Annotated in this window: 17 protein-coding genes and 3 tRNA genes; 7 read left to right on the top strand and 13 right to left on the bottom strand. The window is 35.3% G+C overall.

Annotated elements, in window-relative coordinates:
- Positions 1-628 precede the first annotated feature (628 nt).
- Entirely contained in the window at positions 629-2,017 is a 1,389-nt protein-coding gene (locus tag DCO46_RS17710; protein WP_116753823.1) for a dipeptidase, read from the bottom strand.
- Between the two features lie 109 nt (positions 2,018-2,126).
- Here DCO46_RS17710 and DCO46_RS17705 point away from each other — a divergent pair.
- Positions 2,127-2,208 (top strand) — tRNA-Leu (locus DCO46_RS17705).
- Between the two features lie 345 nt (positions 2,209-2,553).
- Here the strand turns inward: DCO46_RS17705 and DCO46_RS17700 are convergent.
- The 11 genes from DCO46_RS17700 to DCO46_RS17645 form a co-directional block, all read right to left on the bottom strand.
- Entirely contained in the window at positions 2,554-2,781 is a 228-nt protein-coding gene (locus DCO46_RS17700) for a hypothetical protein (protein WP_116753822.1), read from the bottom strand.
- 1,296 nt (positions 2,782-4,077) lie between these two features.
- Positions 4,078-4,737, bottom strand: coding sequence for an HAD family hydrolase (locus DCO46_RS17695; protein ID WP_116753821.1), 660 nt, complete (start codon positions 4,735-4,737; stop codon positions 4,078-4,080).
- Positions 4,738-4,956: 219 nt separating this feature from the next.
- The gene (locus DCO46_RS17690) at positions 4,957-6,540 is read right to left on the bottom strand and encodes an MFS transporter (protein WP_116753820.1); all 1,584 of its coding nucleotides are present in this window, start codon (positions 6,538-6,540) and stop codon (positions 4,957-4,959) included.
- A gap of 1 nt (position 6,541) precedes the next feature.
- Positions 6,542-7,588 carry an HlyD family secretion protein gene (locus tag DCO46_RS17685; RefSeq protein ID WP_116753819.1) on the bottom strand — a complete coding sequence of 349 codons (1,047 nt, stop codon included), beginning with the start codon at positions 7,586-7,588 and terminating at the stop codon, positions 6,542-6,544.
- 18 nt (positions 7,589-7,606) lie between these two features.
- A complete protein-coding gene (locus tag DCO46_RS17680) occupies positions 7,607-8,968 on the bottom strand; it encodes a TolC family protein (protein WP_116753818.1) in 1,362 nt (453 codons plus the stop codon).
- A gap of 270 nt (positions 8,969-9,238) precedes the next feature.
- Complete coding sequence (locus DCO46_RS17675) at positions 9,239-10,063, bottom strand: helix-turn-helix domain-containing protein (protein ID WP_116753817.1); 825 nt, start codon at positions 10,061-10,063, stop codon at positions 9,239-9,241.
- 370 nt (positions 10,064-10,433) lie between these two features.
- Positions 10,434-10,507, bottom strand: a tRNA-Asp gene (locus DCO46_RS17665).
- A 428-nt stretch (positions 10,508-10,935) separates the two neighbouring features.
- Positions 10,936-11,009 (bottom strand) — tRNA-Asp (locus tag DCO46_RS17660).
- 86 nt (positions 11,010-11,095) lie between these two features.
- Complete coding sequence (locus DCO46_RS17655; RefSeq protein ID WP_116753815.1) at positions 11,096-12,022, bottom strand: DUF58 domain-containing protein; 927 nt, start codon at positions 12,020-12,022, stop codon at positions 11,096-11,098.
- A 237-nt stretch (positions 12,023-12,259) separates the two neighbouring features.
- Entirely contained in the window at positions 12,260-12,844 is a 585-nt protein-coding gene (locus DCO46_RS17650) for a DUF4082 domain-containing protein (protein WP_116753814.1), read from the bottom strand.
- Between the two features lie 48 nt (positions 12,845-12,892).
- On the bottom strand, positions 12,893-13,459 hold the full coding sequence (locus DCO46_RS17645; protein WP_116753813.1) for a hypothetical protein: 567 nt from the start codon (positions 13,457-13,459) through the stop codon (positions 12,893-12,895).
- A 205-nt stretch (positions 13,460-13,664) separates the two neighbouring features.
- Here DCO46_RS17645 and DCO46_RS17640 point away from each other — a divergent pair, with 205 nt between their 5' ends.
- Complete coding sequence (locus DCO46_RS17640) at positions 13,665-14,372, top strand: LytR/AlgR family response regulator transcription factor (RefSeq protein WP_116753812.1); 708 nt, start codon at positions 13,665-13,667, stop codon at positions 14,370-14,372.
- Positions 14,369-16,459 carry an ATP-binding protein gene (locus DCO46_RS17635; RefSeq protein ID WP_116753811.1) on the top strand — a complete coding sequence of 697 codons (2,091 nt, stop codon included), beginning with the start codon at positions 14,369-14,371 and terminating at the stop codon, positions 16,457-16,459. The genes DCO46_RS17640 and DCO46_RS17635 overlap by 4 nt, the downstream gene beginning before the upstream one ends.
- 229 nt (positions 16,460-16,688) lie before the next feature.
- Here the strand turns inward: DCO46_RS17635 and trxA are convergent, their stop codons facing one another.
- Entirely contained in the window at positions 16,689-17,027 is a 339-nt protein-coding gene (trxA, locus tag DCO46_RS17630; protein ID WP_116753810.1) for a thioredoxin, read from the bottom strand.
- A gap of 231 nt (positions 17,028-17,258) precedes the next feature.
- Between trxA and DCO46_RS17625 the strand changes: the two genes are divergently transcribed.
- The 4 genes from DCO46_RS17625 to DCO46_RS17610 form a co-directional block, all read left to right on the top strand.
- Positions 17,259-19,730, top strand: coding sequence for an AsmA-like C-terminal region-containing protein (locus DCO46_RS17625; RefSeq protein WP_116753809.1), 2,472 nt, complete (start codon positions 17,259-17,261; stop codon positions 19,728-19,730).
- A 200-nt stretch (positions 19,731-19,930) separates the two neighbouring features.
- Positions 19,931-20,152 carry a helix-turn-helix domain-containing protein gene (locus DCO46_RS17620; protein WP_116753808.1) on the top strand — a complete coding sequence of 74 codons (222 nt, stop codon included), beginning with the start codon at positions 19,931-19,933 and terminating at the stop codon, positions 20,150-20,152.
- On the top strand, positions 20,149-21,405 hold the full coding sequence (locus tag DCO46_RS17615) for a DNA cytosine methyltransferase (RefSeq protein ID WP_116753807.1): 1,257 nt from the start codon (positions 20,149-20,151) through the stop codon (positions 21,403-21,405). The genes DCO46_RS17620 and DCO46_RS17615 overlap by 4 nt, the downstream gene beginning before the upstream one ends.
- The coding region (locus DCO46_RS17610) for a hypothetical protein (protein ID WP_133244611.1) at positions 21,402-21,925 on the top strand (524 nt) is incomplete at its 3' end. The genes DCO46_RS17615 and DCO46_RS17610, both read left to right, overlap by 4 nt.

The following is a 21,925-nucleotide window of genomic DNA, read 5'->3' as shown; positions in this document are numbered from 1 at the left end:
TAATTCTTAATTTATTTTTTGTTCTGAGATTGATTCTCCTTTATTATAGTTTTTGATATTTTTTAATTTCCCTTTATCCGAATAGAATTTCCATTCTCCAAAATAAAACCAGTGTGTCTGGATTCCGTCAACCTCGAGTTTTGTTTTTCCTTTTGATTCTAATTTTCCGTTTTCATAATAACTTTTTACAATGCAGCTTCCGGTTTTATACTTTTCGGTTTTATAAATTTTTCCATTAATATAAGTCTTCCATTTCCTGACAGGCTGATTATGTTTATAATATTAAACAGACTTATATTCAATACTATCCTGAGAATAAACATAGACCCATTTTCCTTCTTTTTGCTTATTAATTTTCTGATTGACAGGCACTGAATTACATCCTAAAATTAAAAATGAAATTATTAAAACATATTTCTTACCAATCATTTGTTCTACATTTATAGATATTGCTCTACAAATGTAGAATTAAATTTTAATAAGACAAGTTTTTTCTTATTTTATTTATAAACCTTCTTTTTAAAAACTTGTCAGGATAACAAGAATCCATAAAAAAATCCGCCCATTTCTGAACGGATTCTATATCTTAAAAAAACTTTGTGCCTTAGTGCCTTCGTGGCAAAAACCCTTATTTACTTAATTCCACAAAATACTTGTAAAACAACGGAATAGTCTCAATACCTTTTAGGTAATTAAAGATTCCGAAATGTTCATTTGGTGAGTGAATAGCATCACTGTCCAGACCAAATCCCATAAGGATAGTTTTACTCTTTAATTCTTTCTCAAACAAAGCCACAATCGGAATACTTCCTCCGGAACGAACCGGAATTGCAGGAACTCCAAACGTTTCTGTATACGCTTTATTGGCTGCCTGATAACCGATGCTGTCAATTGGCGTTACATAACCCTGACCACCGTGATGAGGCGTCACTTTTACCGTAACTCCGGCCGGAGCAATATTGGTGAAATGTTTTGTGAATAATTCTGTGATTTCATGCCAATCCTGATTTGGAACCAAACGCATCGAGATTTTAGCAAAAGCTTTGCTCGCAATAACCGTTTTGGCACCTTCTCCCTGATAACCGCCCCAGATTCCGTTTACGTCTAAAGTCGGACGAATGGAGTTGCGCTCGTTGGTTACATATCCTTTTTCACCGTAAACATCATTTATGTTTAAGGCGTTTTTATATTTTTCTAAACTAAAAGGCGCTTTTGCCATTTCAGCTCTTTCTTCTGCAGATAATTCCTGAACTTTATCATAGAATCCCGGAATCGTAATATGATTGTCTTCGTCGTGAAGAGAAGCAATCATTTTGGCCAGAATATTAATTGGGTTCGCTACTGCTCCTCCGTATAAACCTGAATGCAAATCGCGGTTTGGGCCTGTAACCTCAACCTCAACATAACTCAAACCTCTTAAACCTGTCGTAATCGATGGCTGTTGATTAGAAATCATTCCGGTATCAGAAATCAGGATAACGTCGTTTTTCAGTTTTTCCTGATTGCGTTCTACGAACCAGGCCAAACTTGCCGAACCAACTTCTTCTTCTCCCTCAATCATAAATTTTACGTTACAAGGCAAAGTATTGCTTTGTACCATATATTCAAGTGCTTTTACGTGCATGTACATCTGACCTTTGTCATCGCAGGCACCGCGGGCAAAGATTGCGCCTTCCGGGTGAATATCTGTCGTTTTGATAACAGGTTCAAATGGTGGTGAAGTCCATAATTCTAAAGGATCCGGCGGCTGAACGTCGTAGTGTCCGTAAACTAAAACCGTTGGAAGATTTGGGTCGATTATTTTTTCTCCGTAGATAATTGGGTAACCCGGAGTGTCGCAAACTTCGACTAAATCGCAGCCTGCTTTTGATAAACTTTCTTTAACAGCCTCTGCTGTGTCAATAACATCTTGTGAATATGCAGTGTCGGCACTTACCGACGGAATCTTTAATAATTCGATCAACTCATTGATAAAGCGATCTTTATGTTGTTGAACGTAGGACTTAATATTTTCCATTTAAATAATTTTTATAGAATTTCAAAAATACAAAAAAGAGAATTAATAATTTTTTTGAAAAAATGCTTTGAAATTTAGAAGTTATGATTATCTTTGCACCCACAATTGAGCGGATATGGTGAAATTGGTAGACATGCCAGACTTAGGATCTGGTGCCGCAAGGCGTGTAGGTTCGAGTCCTATTATCCGCACTGAAAAAGCTTCTGAGAAATCAGAAGCTTTTTTGTTTTACTACACTTTTGTTTTTTATGGTTAATTAGGACGGATAAAATCCATCCCTACAATATGATTTGTTCCTATGGAACGCTTGATAGAATTCCGTAACCACAAAGCGTGTCATTCCGAGGAACGAGGAATCGCACGCGGGATTTGCGCACTGTTATTGATCTTCTTGCGATGGACGGATTAAAATCCATCCCTACAATATTTTTTGTTCCTATGGAACGCTTGATAGAATTCCGGAGGAATGATTTATTTTGTAGCAACGGATTTCAATCCGTTGAAACGTGTTTTCCGCATTTGTTGTTATTCCATTTTTATTCGGCCTCCAAATAAGGATTTAAAATCTCTGCCAATTCATTCAACCAATAAAAAGAATTTTCCAGATTTTCTACTCCTAAATTTCCATTTTCTTTCATGACGTTTAAAGCTAATAAATAATTAACCAGTCGTATTGCTTTTGCCATGTCTTTGGGATCAATAACATTGGCAAAAAAATCTATTAATCTGGTTTCTGTTTCTTTCGAAAAGGTACTTGTGCACATAGTTTTAGAATTTAAAATATTGCAAAAATCATTCTAACTTTATTTCATTTGAACCCATATATGCCTTCAACTTTAATTATTTTTTTCATATAGAAAATAAAATTTCGGCTAAAGCCTTTCCCTTTCAAACATAAAAAAACCTCCAGCTAAAGCAGGAGGCAATTTATTACGGTTTATATTTAATCGTCTAGTTTGTCATTCTGAGGAACGAAGAATCTTCACGCGCTGAGCACGCACTGTTGCGGAGTTTCTAGTGTGATTCCTCGTTCCTCGGAATGACAAGCTTTGAGGTCATAGAATTGGTTAAAATCTTTATTAAGTTCAATAATTTAATCATCTAGTTTGTCATTCTGAGGAACGAAGAATCTTCACGCGCTGAGCACGCACTGTTGCGGAGTTTCTAGTGTGATTCCTCGTTCCTCGGAATGACAAGCTTTGTGGTTACAGTGTTTTAAAACTGTTGCGGAGTTACTTGCGGAGTTTCTAGCGCGATTCCTCGTTCCTCGGAATGACAAGCTTTGTGGTTACAGTGTTTTAAAACTGTTGCGGAGTTTCTTACGAAGATTTCTCCTTGCGTCGAAATGACAAGCTTTGTGGTCATAGAATTTGTTAAAATCCTTATTAAGTTCAATAATTTAACCGTCTAGTTTGTCATTCTGAGGAACGAAGAATCTTCACACGCTGAGCACGCACTGTTGCGGAGTTTCTAGTGTGATTCCTCGTTCCTCGGAATGACAAGCTTTGTGGTTATAGAATTGGTTAAAATCTTTATTAAGTTCAATAATTTAATCGTCTAGTTTGTCATTCTGAGGAACGAAGAATCTTCACACGCTGAGCACGCACTGCTGCGGAGTTTCTTGCGAAGATTCTTCGTTCCTTAGAATGACAATCTTTGTGGTTACAGTGTTTTAAAACTGTTGCGGAGTTTCTAGTGTGATTCCTCGTTCCTCGGAATGACAAGCTTTGTGGTTACAGTGTTTTAAAACTGTTGCGGAGTTTCTTACGAAGATTCTTCGTTCCTCAGAATGACAAGATTGTGAATTCTTATTGCTAAGGAATGATTTATTTTGTAGCAACGGATTTTAATCCGTTGAAACGTTCGTTGTGTATTCCTAACAAGATTCTTCGTTCCTCAGAATGACAAGATCGTGAATTGTTATTGCGAAGAAATGATTTATTTTGTAGCAATGGATTTTAATCCGTTGAAACGTTCGTTGTGTATTCCTAACAAGATTCTTCGTTCCTCAGAATGACAAGATTGTAGAAAATTAGAATTTGGAATTTTGTAATTAAAATTTATTTCCCCAAAAGCTCCAAAACCTTATCAACATTAATTTCGCTATAATCGTTGATATAAAAATCACATGGCGGAAGCTGTTCTTTGGTATGCGTACTTAAAACACCAACTACTTTCATTCCGGCATTTAGTCCTGCTGTAACGCCCGAAAAAGAATCTTCGAAAACTACACAATCAGACGGAGAAACGCCAACACGCTCTGCCGATTTTAGATATACTTCGGGATTTGGTTTATGATGTTGTACGTCTTCGCTTGACATCATAGAATTCATTTTATCTTCTATTTGCAAAGCATTTATAGTCAAATCCAGATTGGCGCGCGGTGCAGAGGTTGCAACGGCAGTTTTGAAATTGCGGGATTTTAGTTCCTCCAAAAACTTCAAATAATGCGGAATCGTTTCGACTTTGTCTTTATAAATCTCACGAAACATCGATTCTTTTTCGTCTTCTAGTTTGGTAAGTTCTTCTCCGGCGATAGTACGCTTAAAGAAGTGGGTCAGGATATAACCATTATGTTTTCCGTACATATGGTCTTCAAATTCCTGCTCGGTATAAGGGATTTTGTAATTGTCAAAGAAGGCTTCAAAAGCTTTTACATGATGCGGATTGGTGTGGCAAATCACGCCGTCCATATCAAAAATCACACATTGCTGGCTCATATTGTTTTGTTGTTTTTTAATGTTTGCAAGATACTGATAAGTGTGGTTTAACACAACAATTAAACGTACAGTTTGTCATCCTGAGCAACGAAGGATCACACAAGAGACTCGCATGGATTAGCGATTCTGTTTGCGGAATTTCGCGTGTGATCCTTCGTTCCTTAGGATGACATAAAGAAAAAAAAAAAAAAACTTGAACCTGAAACCTGAAATAAAAAATCAGCCAATCCAGACTTTACTTTTAACCAGATTCATTGTCTGTCTCAAATGCTGATTAAAGGCAATCAAAACAACCAAAATCAATAAACAATAACCGGTAACGGTAAAAATTTCCATGTTTGAAAGCAGCGAAGATTGTTTGGCAATAGAGCCGAAAATCTTTTTTAAGGCTAATGTATTGGCGTTATCTGCAGAATAACCTTTTGCCATAAAACTCTGTGTTGTTTTGGCAATTGTTTCCTGGGTTTCGGCGCTGTTGTCGGTTACAAACTGGCTAAGTTTTAAAAAGTGTTTTTTGTTTAAAAAAGAAAGCGTGTTCTGCATAATACAAAACCCGATTGTGCTTCCCCAAAAACGCCCTGATACGCCCACAATTCCCGAAGAAGTCATCATCTTTTCGGGCACTGCAGAAACGGTAAACAAAACCAAAGGCACAAACAAAATACCAACGGCGATTCCCTGCAAAACATACGGCACAATTATATCTGACAGCGCAATATCGGGCACAAAAAGAAACGTAAACCAAAAATGATAAACCGCCAAAAGAAAAAATCCAATCATGAAAATGTATTTCGTCGTCATTGATTTCATCAGGAAAATTGCCGCCAGAATAAGGCCGATAACATTCCCAAGTCCGTTTATGTATTGTACGGTCGCAACACGCGATGGCTCCCAATTCCAAATAGAAAACATGGCACTGTGACAAATACTAAGTGTTGCCCTGCTGATATAAAAAATAAAAAACAATAGGAATCCCGTTCTTAAATTGGCATATCGAATCACATTAAAATCAAAACTCGGGCGTTTCATAGCCATTTGCCTGAATACAAATAAACCGCTTGTTATCAGGGAAACAATCAAAGAAAAAACCAATTGCGAAGATTCAAACCAATATTTTTTTTCGGCATAAACAAAGAAATACGCACCGCTTAAAATCGCTGTCAAAATCAAAACATAACTTATCCAGTCAACCTGATACAGTGGGATTTTTTTGGTTATCCGATGTCCGTTGAAAGTAATTAAGATCAAAAAAACATTAATAACTTCTAACAGACCAGAAACGTAAGTCATGTATTTCCAGTCGTAATGATCCAGAAACCAAACGCCGATATTCATTATAAATGCGGTTGACAATAAAAGGGATCCGTAATAAAACGAAAATCCGATTATAATCGCGTTTTTAGAGTTGAAACGTTCTATTAATAATTGCCTGAGCAAAAGTGCCGGCAACGCCAATAAAACGCCTTCGATGATTCTTAAAACAATAAATAAGGCAAAGTTGCTGACATATCCCGATGAAATAATCGTGATGGCAATAAGGCTAAAAATTGCCATCAGATAATTTTTGGCCGGAAAGAAATTAGAAAACCGGCTTTCTATCAGAATAGTAGCCAGCAAAGTCCCGTATGTCACGCACATTGCAAATTGAAGATCTTCGGCTTCCACATCCAGAAAACTGGCCGCATAAGTAACATTTGAGGTATAAACTCCCAGCAAAATCATAGAGTGCAGCAGACAGACAAATAAAATTAAGATGACTGCCCAATTTGGAACCCATGATTTAAAAATATCTTTATTATTCATTTTACTGACGTTCTGCAATAACAGTTATATTCATTCCAGCTCTTAGAAAATCGGTTTGGACATCACTTTCCTGAAGTTTAATTTTTACGGGAATTCTTTGTTCTATTTTAACGAAGTTTCCGGTGGCATTATCCGGTGGTAACAACGAAAATCGTGCACCACTTGCCGGTGACAATGACGTTATGATTCCAACAAAATCTCTTCCGTTTACCGCATCGGCTTTTACGGTGACTTTCTCTCCTACTTTTAAATACTGTAATTGCGTTTCTTTAAAATTGGCCGTAATCCATTTTTCTTTGCTTACGATAGCAACCAAAGACTGACCTTCTTTAATCAACTGTCCGGGCTGAATGGTTCTTTTCCCGACCCAGCCGTCATATGGTGACGTCACAACTGTATAGGAAAGATATAAGGTCGCATTATCTGCAATTGCCTGCCTGGACTGAATCACGGTCACAGCCGAAGGCACATTGGCTTCTGCCTGTGATGTGCTTAAATTAGTTAACTGAATTCGGCTTTTGATTTCCTGGCAATGCGCCTGAGCGAGTTCATAATCTGCTTTTACTTTTTCTAATTGCTGTTGTGTTGCAGCTTCTTCTTTTACCAAAGCTTTGTATCGGTCAAATTCTAATTTTGCTTTCCACAAATCTGTTTTTGCAGCCGACAATTGCGATTCGCTTATCGCTGAATTTCCAGAGGTTGTTTTGACGTTTTTTTCGGCAACAACACTGTTTTGTTTCGCATTCTGCAAATCGGCCAGAGCCACATCCAGTTTTGATTTATATTCGCGGTTGTCAATCACAACCAAAGTATCTCCCTGATGTACAAACTGATTTTCTTCATAACGAACTTCCTCCACATATCCTGTAATTCTGGACATGATTGGCGTTACATATTGTTCTATTTGCGCATCATTGGTTTCTTCGTGGTTTTTATTGAAAATATAAAACCAAACGCCCAAAGTTATTCCGCTTACCACAAGTGTACTTGCTACTAATTTTACAAAAACATGAAAGAACGCGCTGGTTCTTTTTCCTCTATTTGCCATAAATTCTATTCCTGATTTTTATTGAATTTTAAACTCTTCTTTTAACATGCCCGCTGTATGCAGCAATTCGTAATGTTTCATAGCGGCATCGATTCGGGTTGAAATTTTATTAAATTTTGCCTGTAATAAAGCATTGTCTGCATCTACCATTTCGGTTACTAAAACCAGCTGATTGAAATACTTTAGTTTTACAATGCGATAATTTTCACTGGCTAATTCAAGGGCTTTGTCAACCACTCTGAATTTTTCGAGGATTTCCTGATACTCTGCATGATTTCTATACAATTCGTCCTGAATCTTGTCTTTTACGATTGCAGACTGCATTTCCTGCCATTTGATTTTGGTGTCGGCGATTTGCACTTTGGTTCTGTTTTTATACAAACCCGAAAGATCAAAACTGGCTGCAATACCAATCTGCCCCATAGAATACAAATACGGATCGGGTGGAAAAAATTTATAGTTTGGATAATTTAAACCATAGTTACCAAAGAAATGAATGCTCGGATAGTAATTTCCTTTTACCAGATTCAGCTCTGTTTTTTTGATTTCAACTTCCTGCCCTGAAATTCTCATTTCTTCATTCTGCAGCGCATGACTTTTATAAGAATCATATTGATCAATGTTCTGCATTTCGTCCAAATGTGATGTTGTATCAATGGCTATTTCCTGATCTTCCGGAAACTGAAGCAATGTTTTAAAATCATGAAGGGCTATTTTGATGTTTTTGGAATTGGTCAAAGCGTTTAACTCACGGTCAGAAAGCTGAAGTTCGGCACGGATGACTTCATTTTTGGTTACCGTTCCGTGTTTCTGAAGGGACTGAACTTCTTTTAATCGATTTTGTTCCTCACGAATATTTTCATCAATAATTTTCTGAAGTTCCATCATTTTGTAAATCCCCAAATAAGTTCCAATGACTTCTAACTGAATATCATTTTCTGTTTTTTCTTTTTTTATAAGGGCGATTTTACTTTCCTGACTGGCAATTTTAATCGCATTGTTGATTTTATTTCCAACATAAATTGGCATTTTTATGGAAGTACCCACTTCATAGATTTCAGGAATCGTATGGATAACTTCCTTGTCTTTCAGAAAACCGCCTTTAAATTCGGTCAGGTTGGTAATTCTGGAATACATTCCGTTTAGCTCCACTTCGGGAAGACGTAATTCTTTGTTTTCTTTGATATTTTCTTCAGAAAGGCTGATTTCAAGATTGGATCTGAGAATATTTCTGTTGTTCTGTCTGGCAATTTTTATTGCTTCGGTTAATGAAATCGTGTTAACCTGTTGAGCGTATGAAGTAGTGAATCCTATAAAAAACAATAAAGCTACTTTTTTAAGGATATTTTCTAGTCTGAAAATCGGTTTTATAAGGAACATGAATACATAAATAATTTATGATGCAAAGTTCCTTCATTTTTAAATTGACTGATAATTCTAAAAAGTCAATAACATATTCATTTCAGCCAAACGTTAAAATTTAATTTACCGAAAACGTTATATTAAAATACTGAAAAACAAATTATTACAAATAAAACCTGTTTGGTGATAATTTTTAGAAATCTCACGTAGATTTTGGAGATTGAGCTGATAAAAAGCATTTTAGGGAAAATAATTCGCAAAATCTGCCAGATCTGCGTGAAAAAAACACTATTTCCTTTGTTCCAAGATCTCTTCCCCATTTAAGTAATCGGAAGGTCTTTGTCCTAAAATCTTAAAAAATGTATTACTGAAGGTCGGAACACTGTTATACCCCACTTCGAGAGCAACTTCTTTTACAGAGAGTTTTCTTTCCAATAAAAGTTCGATTGCTTTTAAAATCCTTCGGATGGTATAATATTGTATAAACGACATTTTAAGGTCTTTCTGAAACAATCGCGATAACGACCTTTCGCTATAGCCAAATTCGCGGGCAACATTGGCAAACAGAATGGTTTCACCCAGATTATTCTCAACATGGCGCAGAATTTTACCCAAACGTGCATCTTTGGGTTTTGGTAATTCAAGTGGCAAATTATTGAGACAAATTTGTGGCAGAATTGCTTTTATAGCTTTGGCAATAGTAAAATTAGGAGTTCCTTTTTCGAGATCGCCATTCCAGCGATTGGTAAAAAGCATCATTTGAAGCAGTAAATTATTGACCGGATAAATGCCTTCGCTCTGATAAAAATCATCTTCTCCTTTATCAACCGGAAAATATAAATTACGCATGATTACGTTTTCAGATTTCGGCTCAATGCTGTGCTCAATTCCACTCGGAATCCAAATAAAATGTCGTGCCGGCAAAAAATAAGTTTTGGTTTCGGTAGTCACAAAAACGACATCGCCTTCAGCATAAAGCATTTGTGCTTTGTCGTGCTTATGTGTTGGCACAAACAATTCACCCATCAAATCGTGGTGGCAATAAATGCTCGTTTTATCAGCATCTACTTTTTTGATGTAATACTTATCTAGTTTTTGACCGGAATGTTCCATTTAAGTGATACGGTAATTTCGTATTATAAAGATAGGGAAGAAATAAATTCCAATCCCGAAGCTTCGGGATAAATTCAAAATTCCATTTTTACCCGCAAAGTTCGCAAAGCTTATCAAAATCATAGCCAATGGTTTCAACCATTGGAGCATAATGATTGCCTCATTGTAAATCATCACAATCCGTTGCCCAATGTATCATACAAATTCGTTTTCCCAGATTTCCCAAGGTTGAAACCTTGGGCTATATTTGAAATACAGCAAACAATACATTCTAAATCTTCGGAACCTTTGCCCCGATAGCTATCGTCATTGCGGTTAGATATAAAAACAAAAAAAGCCTTTCCGTTAAGAAAGGCTTCTTCCAATATTGCGGTCTGGACGGGACTCGAACCCGCGACCCCATGCGTGACAGGCATGTATTCTAACCAACTGAACTACCAAACCCACTGCGTTATTGTGACTGCAAAAATACAATAGAACTTTGATTCTGCAAGGGTTTTTATGAATTAAAATTGAGAAATTTTTAATCTATTGATTTATAGATAAATTCAAATTACATCCCGCAGCAACGGGATCAAATTACAATTTAAAAACCAGAACTTTCTTTCTTTTTAAGCACAAAGGTTCGCAAAGTTTAAATATAACTTTGCGAACCTTTGTATCCCGAAACTTCGGAATTATACTCTATGCGGTTAAAAAACCGAAGTGTCTTAAATCAAAAAAGCCATCCACAAAAGTGGAAAGCTTTTCATTGGTCTAACTACTAAACCAGCTACGAGTTACAAATTCGTAGCAAAACAACACAACTAATCTTATATACCGTATTTGGGCAAAAAAAGCCTTTCCGTTAAGAAAGGCTTCTCCCAATATTGCGGTCTGGACGGGACTCGAACCCGCGACCCCATGCGTGACAGGCATGTATTCTAACCAACTGAACTACCAAACCTCTGCGTTATTGCGGTTGCAAAGATAGTACAGAATTTCATTTCTGCAAGGGTTTTTGTAAAAAAAATAAAATAAATATTTAAATTATTACCCAAAGTTTTGTTTTTCAACTAAATATGTAGTCAATATTTTTTCAAAACTGTCGCCAACATTTACCGGAACGTACTTAATTTGGTTCTTTGCACAGGTCAAAGACAGGTTTTTAAAGTACTCTTCTGCCCTTTTTTCATATTCTTCTTTTACATTATCTGCAAAAATCGATACTTCTTCACCGGATTCCAGGTCAATAAATTTTCGCGGTGTGTTATCAAAATCAAATTTAAGCTCCGTTTTGTCATCAATTACATGAAACAAAACCACTTTGTGTTTGTTGTGTTTAAGATGCTGCAGGGCATTAAATAATTTTTCATCGTCTTCTGCCTGAAACATATCGGTAAACAAAATAATCATCGATCTACGGTGCATTTTCTCAGCAATCTGATGCAGGTAAGTAATCGTATCTGTACTTTTTTTGGCTTTTGGCTGTTCCAGTAACTGCTCCAGTTTATTAAGCAACATTCTGTGATGACGGTCGCTTCCTTTTTCGGGAGCGTAATATTCATAGTGATCAGAGAAAACGCTCAGGCCAACGGCATCACGCTGTTTCTTGAGAATATTCATTAAAACTGCCGAAGCTAAAACTGAAAATCCAATCTTTTTTTCGTAAAAAGGCTGATTTGATTTTAGTTCCGGATAATGCATTGACGAAGAATTATCTACAATAATATGACAGCGTAAATTGGTTTCTTCTTCAAAACGTTTGGTGTACAAACGATCTGTTTTGGCAAACAATTTCCAGTCGATATGTTTGGTGCTTTCTCCTGCATTATATACTTTATGTTCGGCAAATTCTGCTGAAAAACCGTGAAACGGGCTTTTATGCATTCCGGAAATAAAACCTTCCACAACCTGGTTGGCCAGCATTTCGAGATGCTGAAAACTGGAAACTTTCTCTATTTCTGATTCGATTTTCATTCGGTTTCTTTTTTATATTCTCCTAACGGTATAATCCGTCTGTTGCCTGAAACAGGTTTCATTTTTAATATCGGAATAAAATTAGGGTTTTCTTTAAAAAAGTCCGTCACGAATTCACGAATTTTTCCTAAAACATCTTTCTTCAGAATGTATAGTGAATTTAAACCGATCATTCACAATAAAAAAAGGCCTGACTTACGCCAAACCTTTACTACTAATTAAACTATTCAAAATAAATTACTCTGTTTGTTGAAAATCAAAGCTTAGATCTCCGGCGTTATAATTTGCCGATACCGTTGTCGGGAATGTCTGTGCTGTTCCCGAAAGCCATCTGTACTCATTAAAGGTAATATTTCCGGCCACAATTGGATAGGTTATCATGCTATTATCAGCCTTGTGTTTTTTGTACCAGTCATTTGCATTCATAGAAATCAGGTATTTTTTGTCTTTTTCTAAAGCCAGTTCGCTGATTTCTTTTGAAACCTGAACATCTGCCGTTGCCACATTTAGCGTTTCTGTGCGTATTACGGCCTTAGTAGCAAAATCCCAGATGGTAACACGTACTGCAGGGCTTACTGCCGGCAGTTTTAAAGTAATTGCTTTAATTTTCCCTTTAACGGTCGGTGTAAAAACAAGTCCAAATTCATAATCTCCCGAATTAACGAAGTTGGTTACAGTAGAAAAACCTGTTTGAGTATAATAAGCCGCCAATGGATTTTCGGTTTCAAATTTTGGCGTTTTATCATTGTCATTATCACTACTGCATGATGAAATAAAAATTGAAAATAACATTAGCGTAAAAATGGTTTTTAAAGTTTTCATAAATATTTAAGTTTTAAATCGTTGTATTAAATTGTTTTCTCTCTGGAATTATTGCTGAATATTAAAATGTGCACATACTTCTTCATAGCTCATTTTAGAATAATCCAGTTTTGCTGTTTTTGCTGTTGCCGCCGGTACTCCGCCCGGAATTAGAATGTAACGCCATGAAAGAGTCGTTGGAATCCCTACTGTTGTTCCGTCTCCGGAATGTTTAAATCTGAAAAGTTTGATTTTCTTTGAACCAGGAATTGCCGTAATCGTATTAGCCGATCCACCCGCCGTAGAGGTATATGCCAGCGGATAAACACCTCCTGAAAAAGACATATAAACCAACACCGTACCTTTATTAAGAATGTCGGTAGATAATTCCGGAGCATCAATACTGGTAGATGATCCATAAGTACCATCTATTGTTTCTGTTGCTGCTGCCGGAGCATTTACCCATGCACTGTAAATAACATTTGCTGTTCCTGTTGCTCCCGTTTCCCCTGCTGCCCCATCGGTTCCGTTTGTTCCGTTTATTCCGTCAACACCATCTGTCCCGTCATCACTGCTACATGAAATCGCGAAAATTGCAAGTAAAAAAATTGTAATAATGGATTTTAAAAATTTCATAATAATTTTAGTTTTTAAATTGGTTAAATGATTCGTATTTAATTCAATAACATTATTTTTGTAACAGTCAGAAAGCTATATTTGATGTTTATTTTTTAGCTTTTGAATTAATTACAGAACAAATTTGCGCGATTAAAACCACGGTAAAAACAGCCAATAGACAAACAACATTTTAAATAGACAGACAACATAAATTAGGGTTCTAATGATGAAAAAATACACTTGTATTATTGTTGACGATGACGAAATTGACAGGTTAACCGTATTGTCTTTCGCCAAAAAATTTCCGATTCTGGATATTTTGGGTGTTTTTGAGGATGCAGAAGATGCGCTTCCTTTTTTAGAAAATGAGAAAATTGACATCTTGTTTTTAGATATCGATATGCCGGGTTTAAACGGAATTGATTTCCGGAAAAAAACATTAGAAATTCCGGTTTGTATTTTTATAACTGCACATCCCGAACATGCTGTAGAAAGTTTTCAGATCGAAACTTTAGACTTTATCGTAAAGCCTTTGAAACTGGATCGTTTTACCCAAACTGTTAATCGCATTGAAGAGTTTATGGAAATTAAACTCAAAGCGTCTCTTTTTGAAGCCAGTATTGGTGGTGATACCATATATATTAAAGAAGGACACGAACAGACGAAAGTCAAACTTCATGAAATCTTATATCTCGAAGCTCTTAAAGATTATACCTTAATTATTACAGATAAAAAAAGACATTGTGTTTTATCAAGCATCGGGAATTTATTAAAAGAAGATCATTTTCAGTCTTTTATACGTATTCACCGAAGTTATGCGGTTCAGAAGCAATTCATTCAAAAAATAAATTCGAGCGAAATTCTTTTAAACAATAATGTCGCTATTCCGGTTGGAAGAAGTTATAAGGAAAACCTAAACCTGATTTCATGAAAAGAATAGGTTTCTGGTTTTTGTATTTGTTTCCGCTTCTGGTTTTTGCACAACAGGAACCAAATCTGGCACGTTATACAACTACGGAACAGAAACTCAAAGTCTGGTTAAAATATGCTAACGAAGTTTTAGATATAGAAGATTATCCAAAACTTTTAGTCATTGTAGAAAAAGGAATTCATCTTTCTAAAAATCATCCGGCTTACTTAAGCCGATTTTATCTTTATAAAGGCGTTGCTTATGAATTCAGCAACAATCAATACCAAAATGCTTTGGTAAATTATGAGCTTGCCTTAAAATATTCTCAAAAAGCCAGGCATCTTAAAAATGAAACTTCCTCTTTGATGCGCCTGAATTATATTTATTATTCCCTTAATGAAACTTCAAAACGAAAAGAATTAGTTACTTATATCAAAAAAGTTCTTGATACTACAAAAAGTTCTTATACACAGGCTGTTCTCAACGGAAGCCTGGGAGAATATTATCTCGATTATTCAGAATACGAGACTTTCATTCATTATCAGTTAAAAGCCATCAATTATAAAAAAATGCTGGATGAAAGTGCAGTAAATAATGAAAACATTGGGGTTTCCTATAGTCAGATTGGGAGTGCTTACATAAAAATGAAGCAGTACAATAAGGCAATCGAATATTTAAACGAAGCAAAACCTTATGTGAAAAATTCTCCTTATGTGAGTGCTTTTTTATGCAATTATTATCTTCAATGTTTTATTCCTCTAAAAAAACATGACAGTATTTCCAAATATTACAATTTGATATACACTTTTCCTTCCAAAAAAGATTCTTTATTCTTAAATCTTAGTTTTGCCAACAGAAGTATGTCTGAATATGCTATAGAAAAAAATCAAATCAATACAGCCTATACATACGCCAAAAAAGCTGTTTTACTTGGAGAAAAATCCAATGATGATGAAATCTTAATGGAGGCCAATGCCGTGATGGGACGTGTTTTATATGAGAAAGGAAATTATAAAAAAGCAATAGAAATCCTGACTCTGGCTTCTAAAAATGCCCTGACTTATGACAAGGAATCCTTTGTAATCATCAATAAAAAACTTTCTGAGAGTTATGCAGCTTTAGGAAACTGGCAGCAAGCTTATCATTATAACGAAATTTACAGCAAATATAATGACGAAATGATGAACGAGTCGGCCAAAAAGAATATAGCCAATGCCGAAGCCCGTTATCAGAATAAAACCAAAGGTCAGGAAATAAGAAATCTTTCGATTCAGAATACGGTAAAAAACATTCAGATTGAAGAAGCCAAAAAACAACGTTATTTTTTAATTGGCGGACTTTTGCTGGTTGCTATTATCGGGCTTTTGCTATTTTATCAAAGCCGGAACCGCAAAAGAACAAATCAAAAACTGCAGCTTTTGAATCAGGAACTCGATGAAGCCAATAAGATAAAGGCACGCTTTTTCGGGATATTAAATCATGATTTAAGAAGTCCCGTTTCTAATTTAATTCACTTTCTGCACCTTCAAAAAGAAAGCCCTGAACTGATAGACGAGGAAACTGCTGCTAGAATGCAAAACAAGATTATCACGGGAGCCGAAAACTTATTATCGTCTATGGAAGATATTTTATTGTGGAGCAAAGGACAAATGGAAAACTTTGAACCTCAGCATAAAAAAGTTTCTGTAGAAGCGCTTTTTGACGAAACACAAAAACATTTCTCCAGCGTAGACAAGGTAAAAATAACTTTTGAGAATCCTGAAAATATCATCTTAGAAACCGATGAAAATTATCTGAAAACCATCATCCGAAATCTAACCGGAAATGCCATTCAGGCTCTTGGTAAAACGCAAGACGGACAGATAATATGGAAAGCCTGGAAGGAAAACAGCACCAATTATCTCTCGGTATCAGACAACGGCTCTGGCGGAACTAAGGAACAATTTAAGGCGCTTTATGATGATTCTGAAGTGGTTGGGATCAAATCCGGTTTGGGATTACATCTGATCCGGGATTTGGCCACAGCCATAAACTGTAAAATCGTAGTCGATTCTAAAACTGGTTTCGGGACTACTTTTACTTTAAAATTTTGCTACGAATTAGACTAATTTTTACTAATTATTTCGATACTGTTCACTAATTCACCTAGAGATTAAATATTTTAAATTTCACGCAGATTTAGCAGATTTGGCAGGATATTTAATTAATCTGCTAAATCTGCCGAATCTGCGCGAGAATAATAATTCGGGAAAATTCGTGGCATTCGTGGCAAAAACATAAATAAAAAAGGCCTGACTTTCGTCAAACCTTTTTTAAATATAAATTATAATCTTACGATTACAACAAAGCGTCTAAACTATCTGCGTAGGTTTGTTTCGGAGCTACTCCTACTTGTTTCCCTACAACTTCACCGTTATGAAAAACCAAAACGGTTGGTATGTTTCTCACACCATATTTGGCAGCAAATTCCTGGTTAGCATCTACATCTACCTTACCAACTACTACTTTTCCTGCATATTCATCACTCAATTGGTCAATGATTGGACCAACCATTCTACAAGGACCACACCATGCTGCCCAAAAATCTACCATTACCGGTTTATCTGATTTCAAAACTACTTCGTCAAAAGTAGCATCTGTTATTGCTAATGCCATAATAATTTTATTTAAGTTCATCCCTTTTGATTTCTCTGAGGGAACATTTTTTAATTAGTTCTTTAACTTGAGTACAAATTTAGAAATTTAAAACCAATCAAACACCATTACTAAATTAGTTTTCATTATAAATGCATTGTCATTTTTTATACATAACCCATGTTTAAAAAGTAAGTTTAATTATAAAAATAGCAGAAAATCAAATACCATATTTTTTTGTCGTAACTTTAGTAGTCGACAAAATTTACAGGAATGCCACAAATTTTACATCAGATACAGACTTTTCTTCAAACAGATAGATTTAAGAAATATTTAAAACGATTTGTTTTCTTCGTTTTAGGTTTTGTTATATTTATTCTGATGATCTGTGGGGTTTCAGCACTTTATTTTAATCAGAATAAAACCGAAATTATCGCCAAAATCAACACTAAAATTAATGAAAATATCAATGGCGAATTTCATATTGCTGATTTTCAATACAAGTTTCTGACCGGTTTTCCGAATTTTACTGTGGCTTTAAAAGAAGTCGAAATCAGAGACAAACTTTATGCAACACACAAACATACTTTACTAAAAGCAAAAGAAATCGAAGCACGTTTAAACGTCTGGAGTTTATTGCAAAACGAAATCAATATTCATAAAATCCTGATCAACGACGCCGATATTTATATCTATAAAGCTGAAAACGGCTATTCTAACGTCAATATTTTTAAACCCAAAAAGAAAAAAAACACAGCTGACGAAAAACCCGAAACGACAATAGACGAAATCAACCTCAACGATGTTCATTTAACGATAGACAATCATTTGGGACATAAATTATTTGATTTTGAAGTCGCAAAATTAGAATCGAAAGTAAAATTTGATGATGATAACTGGCAGACCAATTTGTATCTGAAAACGACAATAAACAGTCTGGCTTTTAATACCGTGCACGGCAGTTTTGCCAAAGCCCGGGAAGTCGAAGGCAATCTGGATATTTCATATGCGGAAGAAAGTCAAAAAATAATAGTAGAAACCCGAAATTTCAAAATTGGCTCCGATCAGTTTGACATCAAAGCGTTTTTTAATATCGGCAAAGGAAATTCTCTTTTCGGAATCAATATCGGAACCCGTATTTTATGGAAAAATGCATCCGATTTGTTATCCGGAAATATTAGTACCAAACTGAACCAGTTCAATTTAAAGAAACAAATTGACGTGAACTGCGATATAAAAGGCGATTTCAACGCAGAAGGTGATCCCAAAATTGTGGTTCAGGCCGTGATCAAAAACAACGAACTCACGATTCCCGACGGGGTGTTTACCAATTGCAGTTTCAGGGGAATTTTTACCAATAATTTCAAGCCCGAAAAAGGATTTAGTGATCCTAATTCGGCTGTGATACTCACTCATTTTAGCGGAGATTACGAAACCATTCCGCTAAAAATTCCGCAGGCTGTGATTAGCAATTTAGAAAAACCCATTGCAACCGGAATTGTAAATTCTGATTTTGATGTAGCCAAACTCAACCAGATGATGAATGAAAAAATGTTTCATTTTGAAAGTGGTCATGCCCGCGCCAACTTAAAATTTCAGTTTGATATTGTCGATTTGTACATCACGAAACCCCGTTTTATTGGCGATGTCGATATAAAAGACGCTACGTTTGATTATCTGCCAAAAAACATTCGGGCAGAGAAAACCGCTGTACAATTGTCATTTACGGAACAGGCGCTTTTCATCAAAAAAATTGCGTACAAACACAAAAGAAACATCATCCATATCAACGGGAAAATTGATAATTTCCTGAATCTGTATTACAACGCACCCGAAAAAATGGTCGTGAACTGGAATATTTATTGCCCGAATATCGATGTAAAACAATTTTTGGGAGTCCTGAAAAAATCACAGTCCCAACAAACCGCACCCAATAAGTCGGCTAAAAAGAATGTCAATTTCTCGAACCAGTTGAAATCGGTAATCGAAAAATGCAGCGTGATCATCAACCTAAAAGCCGACAAACTCAATTATGGCGCACTCACAGCGACCGATACGCGAGCAACTTTGCAAATGCTGGACTCTAAATTATTGCTCAAAAACGGAAACGTAAAAACTTCCGGAGGCACAATCTCGTTTAACGGCGCTATTGAACCCAAAGGAAATTATTTTGTTTTTAGTTCCGTTGCCCATGTCAATCGTGTGGATATTGCGAGTTTTTTAAAGTCTTTTAATAACTTCGAAATCAAATCCTTCAATCCGAAAAATATAAAAGGAAAACTCAGCAGCAATGCCAATGTTACGGGCCTGATGAGCAGCAAAGGCGATTTGATTGTCAATTCGATGCGTGGAAGTTTAAAATTTAATGTCATTCAGGGTGCCCTGGTTAATTTTGAACCCATTGTAAAAGTTGGCAAGTTTGCGTTTCCGTTTCGCGATGTCAAAAACATAACTTTTAGTGATTTATCGGGCGATCTGACACTTCGCGGAGAACAGATAGACATAAACGATCTTACCATAAGTTCCAGCGTTCTCAACTTCGATATAGAAGGTGTTTATTCCTTCGGCCGTGGCACCAATCTCGCGCTGACGGTTCCGCTCCGCAATTCCAAAAACGATGCTAAACTAGAAAGCAAAGCAGAACGCGACGCTGTTAGAGAACGCGGTATTGTATTGCATTTATTCGCTGTGGATGAAGAAGGGAAAATGAAGATTAAGTGGGGGAAGAAGGGGAAAGAGAACTAGCGCTTTTGCCTCATTTTATGTCATTCTTTCCAGAATCATTTCATCAGAACATTTTGGAAATATTATTTAACGCCAATCAGAAATGATTGGTGTTTTTTTATCTAAAAAAAAATACGGTTAATATTAAGTTGAAAACTTTAAGGCTTCTGAGGTCAATTGTACGCAGGTCAATTGTACGCACAAAACTACTTTTATAAACTATGAATATCAAAGAAAAATTCGGATTCAAAGTCAAAGAACTTCGAGAACAAAAAGGATACTCAATCGAGTATTTAGCCAATATTTCTAACGTTGACAGGAACTACATTTCAGATATTGAAAAAGGTCAGCGAAATGTTTCAATAGAAATAATAGAAAAAATAATAATAGCTCTAGATTCTGATTTTGGAGCTTTTTTTAATGATAAGGATTTTAAGAAATGAAAGAGAAAATAACAATTGATGAATTTGACGGTAAGAAATTTAAAATTCGCTTTGTCGAAGAAGATGATAATAGAAAAGCTGTTGTAACTCATTATTTACATAATTATCATAATGGTGTTAAAGATCATTTTGAAGAAGAGGCAGTTGGATATTTAAAACAAATTGTTGAATATAAAAATGAAGAAGAAAAATTAAATATTCTGGAAGATGTTGCCTTACAACAATTGCTTTTTGAAGTAGAAGACGTACCGTTTCCCACTCCTCAAAATTATACATTTAAATTTATTGATCTTTTTGCTGGTATAGGTGGATTTAGAATGGCGTTACAAAACAGTGGTGGAAAATGTATCTTCACAAGTGAATGGGATAAATTTTCACAAATTACTTATCGTGCAAACTTTGGAGAAACACCATTTGGAGATATTACAAAAGAGAGTACAAAATCGTATATACCACAAGAATTTGATGTTTTATGCGGAGGCTTCCCTTGTCAACCTTTTTCTCACGCGGGATTAAAGAAAGGATTCGAAGATACTAGAGGAACCTTATTTTTTGATGTTGCAGACATAATTAACAGAAGAATTGAAAATGGAAATCCTGTACGCGTAATTTTTCTTGAAAATGTAAAAGGGTTAAAAAATCATGACAAAGGAAATACTCTAAGAACAATTATTAGAACTTTTGATGATTTAGGCTACAATGTTTCACATGAAGTTTTAAACTCTAAAAACTTTGGACTACCTCAAAACAGAGAACGAATTTTTATTGTTGCATGGTTAAGAGAAGCTGAAAGAGAATTCAAATTTCCATTAGGAATAGATACCAATGATAATGTAATTTTTGACCCTAAAAATATTATTAAAGCTAAGACAACAAAAGTTGGTGATATTTTAACTAAAAATCCTGATGCTAAATATACTATTTCAGATAAACTTTATGCTGGTCATTTAAGAAGAAGAAAAGAACACGCAGAAAAAGGAAATGGTTTTGGATTTTCTTCATTTAATAAAAATTCTACTTATACAAGTACAATTTCAGCAAGATATTATAAAGATGGTAGTGAGATTTTAATTGAACAAGAAGGTGAAAATCCAAGAAAACTAACTCCCAGAGAAGCTGCAAACCTTCAAGGTTATCCTGACAATTTTGTAATACCAGTATCTGACAATCAGTCTTACAAACAATTTGGAAACAGCGTTTCAGTTCCCGTAATCCAAACAATTTTTAATGAAATTAAAAGACAATTATTATGATGCTACCCAATCTTAATGAATTAGCATTAAAAGCTAAAGAAAAATGTAATTCATATAACCAAAAAGAATTCGTGTTTTCAGAAGCTTTTAAGACTAAATTTAATCAATTATTACCAAATTATGGGATTGAATTTCATCAATATACTTCTGTAGTTACAACTAAAGGTAGCAATTTGTTAATTATTGTACCTAATCAATGGTTTGTTATTGGATCCTTTTTTAGTGATTACATTGAAGCTTTAAGAAAATATAAGGTTGCTTCAGAGGATTTAAAATTTACAGATGCTCAAATTAAAACTTTTAGAGATGAAAAAAGTATTGACGAGAATGCTCTAAATTTAATTAATGAATATTTTACAGAACAAGAAGATTCAAATAATTTTAAAAAATTTCTAACCGATTATTCTTGGTGGTTTGGAAGTAAGACAATTGATAGAGGTGACTATTATGTTTCTCCGGTTTTAAATTTGGCAGGAGTTGTTAATGTGACACAAACTTATATAGCTGATCTAGCTTGGAT

The sequence above is a fragment of the Flavobacterium sp. HTF genome, from assembly GCF_003105115.1.
Taxonomy (GTDB): domain Bacteria; phylum Bacteroidota; class Bacteroidia; order Flavobacteriales; family Flavobacteriaceae; genus Flavobacterium.
The sequence above is the reverse complement of the archived record's forward strand: the minus strand, read 5'-3'. Positions and strand labels throughout refer to the sequence as shown.

What these genes read in the sequence shown, in the direction of transcription:
- DCO46_RS17710 (WP_116753823.1), bottom strand. Translation starts at nt 2,017, where the DNA reads ATGGAAAATATTAAGTCCTACGTTCAACAACATAAAGATCGCTTTATC.
- DCO46_RS17700 (WP_116753822.1), bottom strand. Translation starts at nt 2,781, where the DNA reads ATGTGCACAAGTACCTTTTCGAAAGAAACAGAAACCAGATTAATAGAT.
- DCO46_RS17695 (WP_116753821.1), bottom strand. Translation starts at nt 4,737, where the DNA reads ATGAGCCAGCAATGTGTGATTTTTGATATGGACGGCGTGATTTGCCAC.
- DCO46_RS17690 (WP_116753820.1), bottom strand. Translation starts at nt 6,540, where the DNA reads ATGAATAATAAAGATATTTTTAAATCATGGGTTCCAAATTGGGCAGTC.
- DCO46_RS17685 (WP_116753819.1), bottom strand. Translation starts at nt 7,588, where the DNA reads ATGGCAAATAGAGGAAAAAGAACCAGCGCGTTCTTTCATGTTTTTGTA.
- DCO46_RS17680 (WP_116753818.1), bottom strand. Translation starts at nt 8,968, where the DNA reads ATGTTCCTTATAAAACCGATTTTCAGACTAGAAAATATCCTTAAAAAA.
- DCO46_RS17675 (WP_116753817.1), bottom strand. Translation starts at nt 10,063, where the DNA reads ATGGAACATTCCGGTCAAAAACTAGATAAGTATTACATCAAAAAAGTA.
- DCO46_RS17655 (WP_116753815.1), bottom strand. Translation starts at nt 12,022, where the DNA reads ATGAAAATCGAATCAGAAATAGAGAAAGTTTCCAGTTTTCAGCATCTC.
- DCO46_RS17650 (WP_116753814.1), bottom strand. Translation starts at nt 12,844, where the DNA reads ATGAAAACTTTAAAAACCATTTTTACGCTAATGTTATTTTCAATTTTT.
- DCO46_RS17645 (WP_116753813.1), bottom strand. Translation starts at nt 13,459, where the DNA reads ATGAAATTTTTAAAATCCATTATTACAATTTTTTTACTTGCAATTTTC.
- DCO46_RS17640 (WP_116753812.1), top strand. Translation starts at nt 13,665, where the DNA reads ATGATGAAAAAATACACTTGTATTATTGTTGACGATGACGAAATTGAC.
- DCO46_RS17635 (WP_116753811.1), top strand. Translation starts at nt 14,369, where the DNA reads ATGAAAAGAATAGGTTTCTGGTTTTTGTATTTGTTTCCGCTTCTGGTT.
- trxA (WP_116753810.1), bottom strand. Translation starts at nt 17,027, where the DNA reads ATGAACTTAAATAAAATTATTATGGCATTAGCAATAACAGATGCTACT.
- DCO46_RS17625 (WP_116753809.1), top strand. Translation starts at nt 17,259, where the DNA reads ATGCCACAAATTTTACATCAGATACAGACTTTTCTTCAAACAGATAGA.
- DCO46_RS17620 (WP_116753808.1), top strand. Translation starts at nt 19,931, where the DNA reads ATGAATATCAAAGAAAAATTCGGATTCAAAGTCAAAGAACTTCGAGAA.
- DCO46_RS17615 (WP_116753807.1), top strand. Translation starts at nt 20,149, where the DNA reads ATGAAAGAGAAAATAACAATTGATGAATTTGACGGTAAGAAATTTAAA.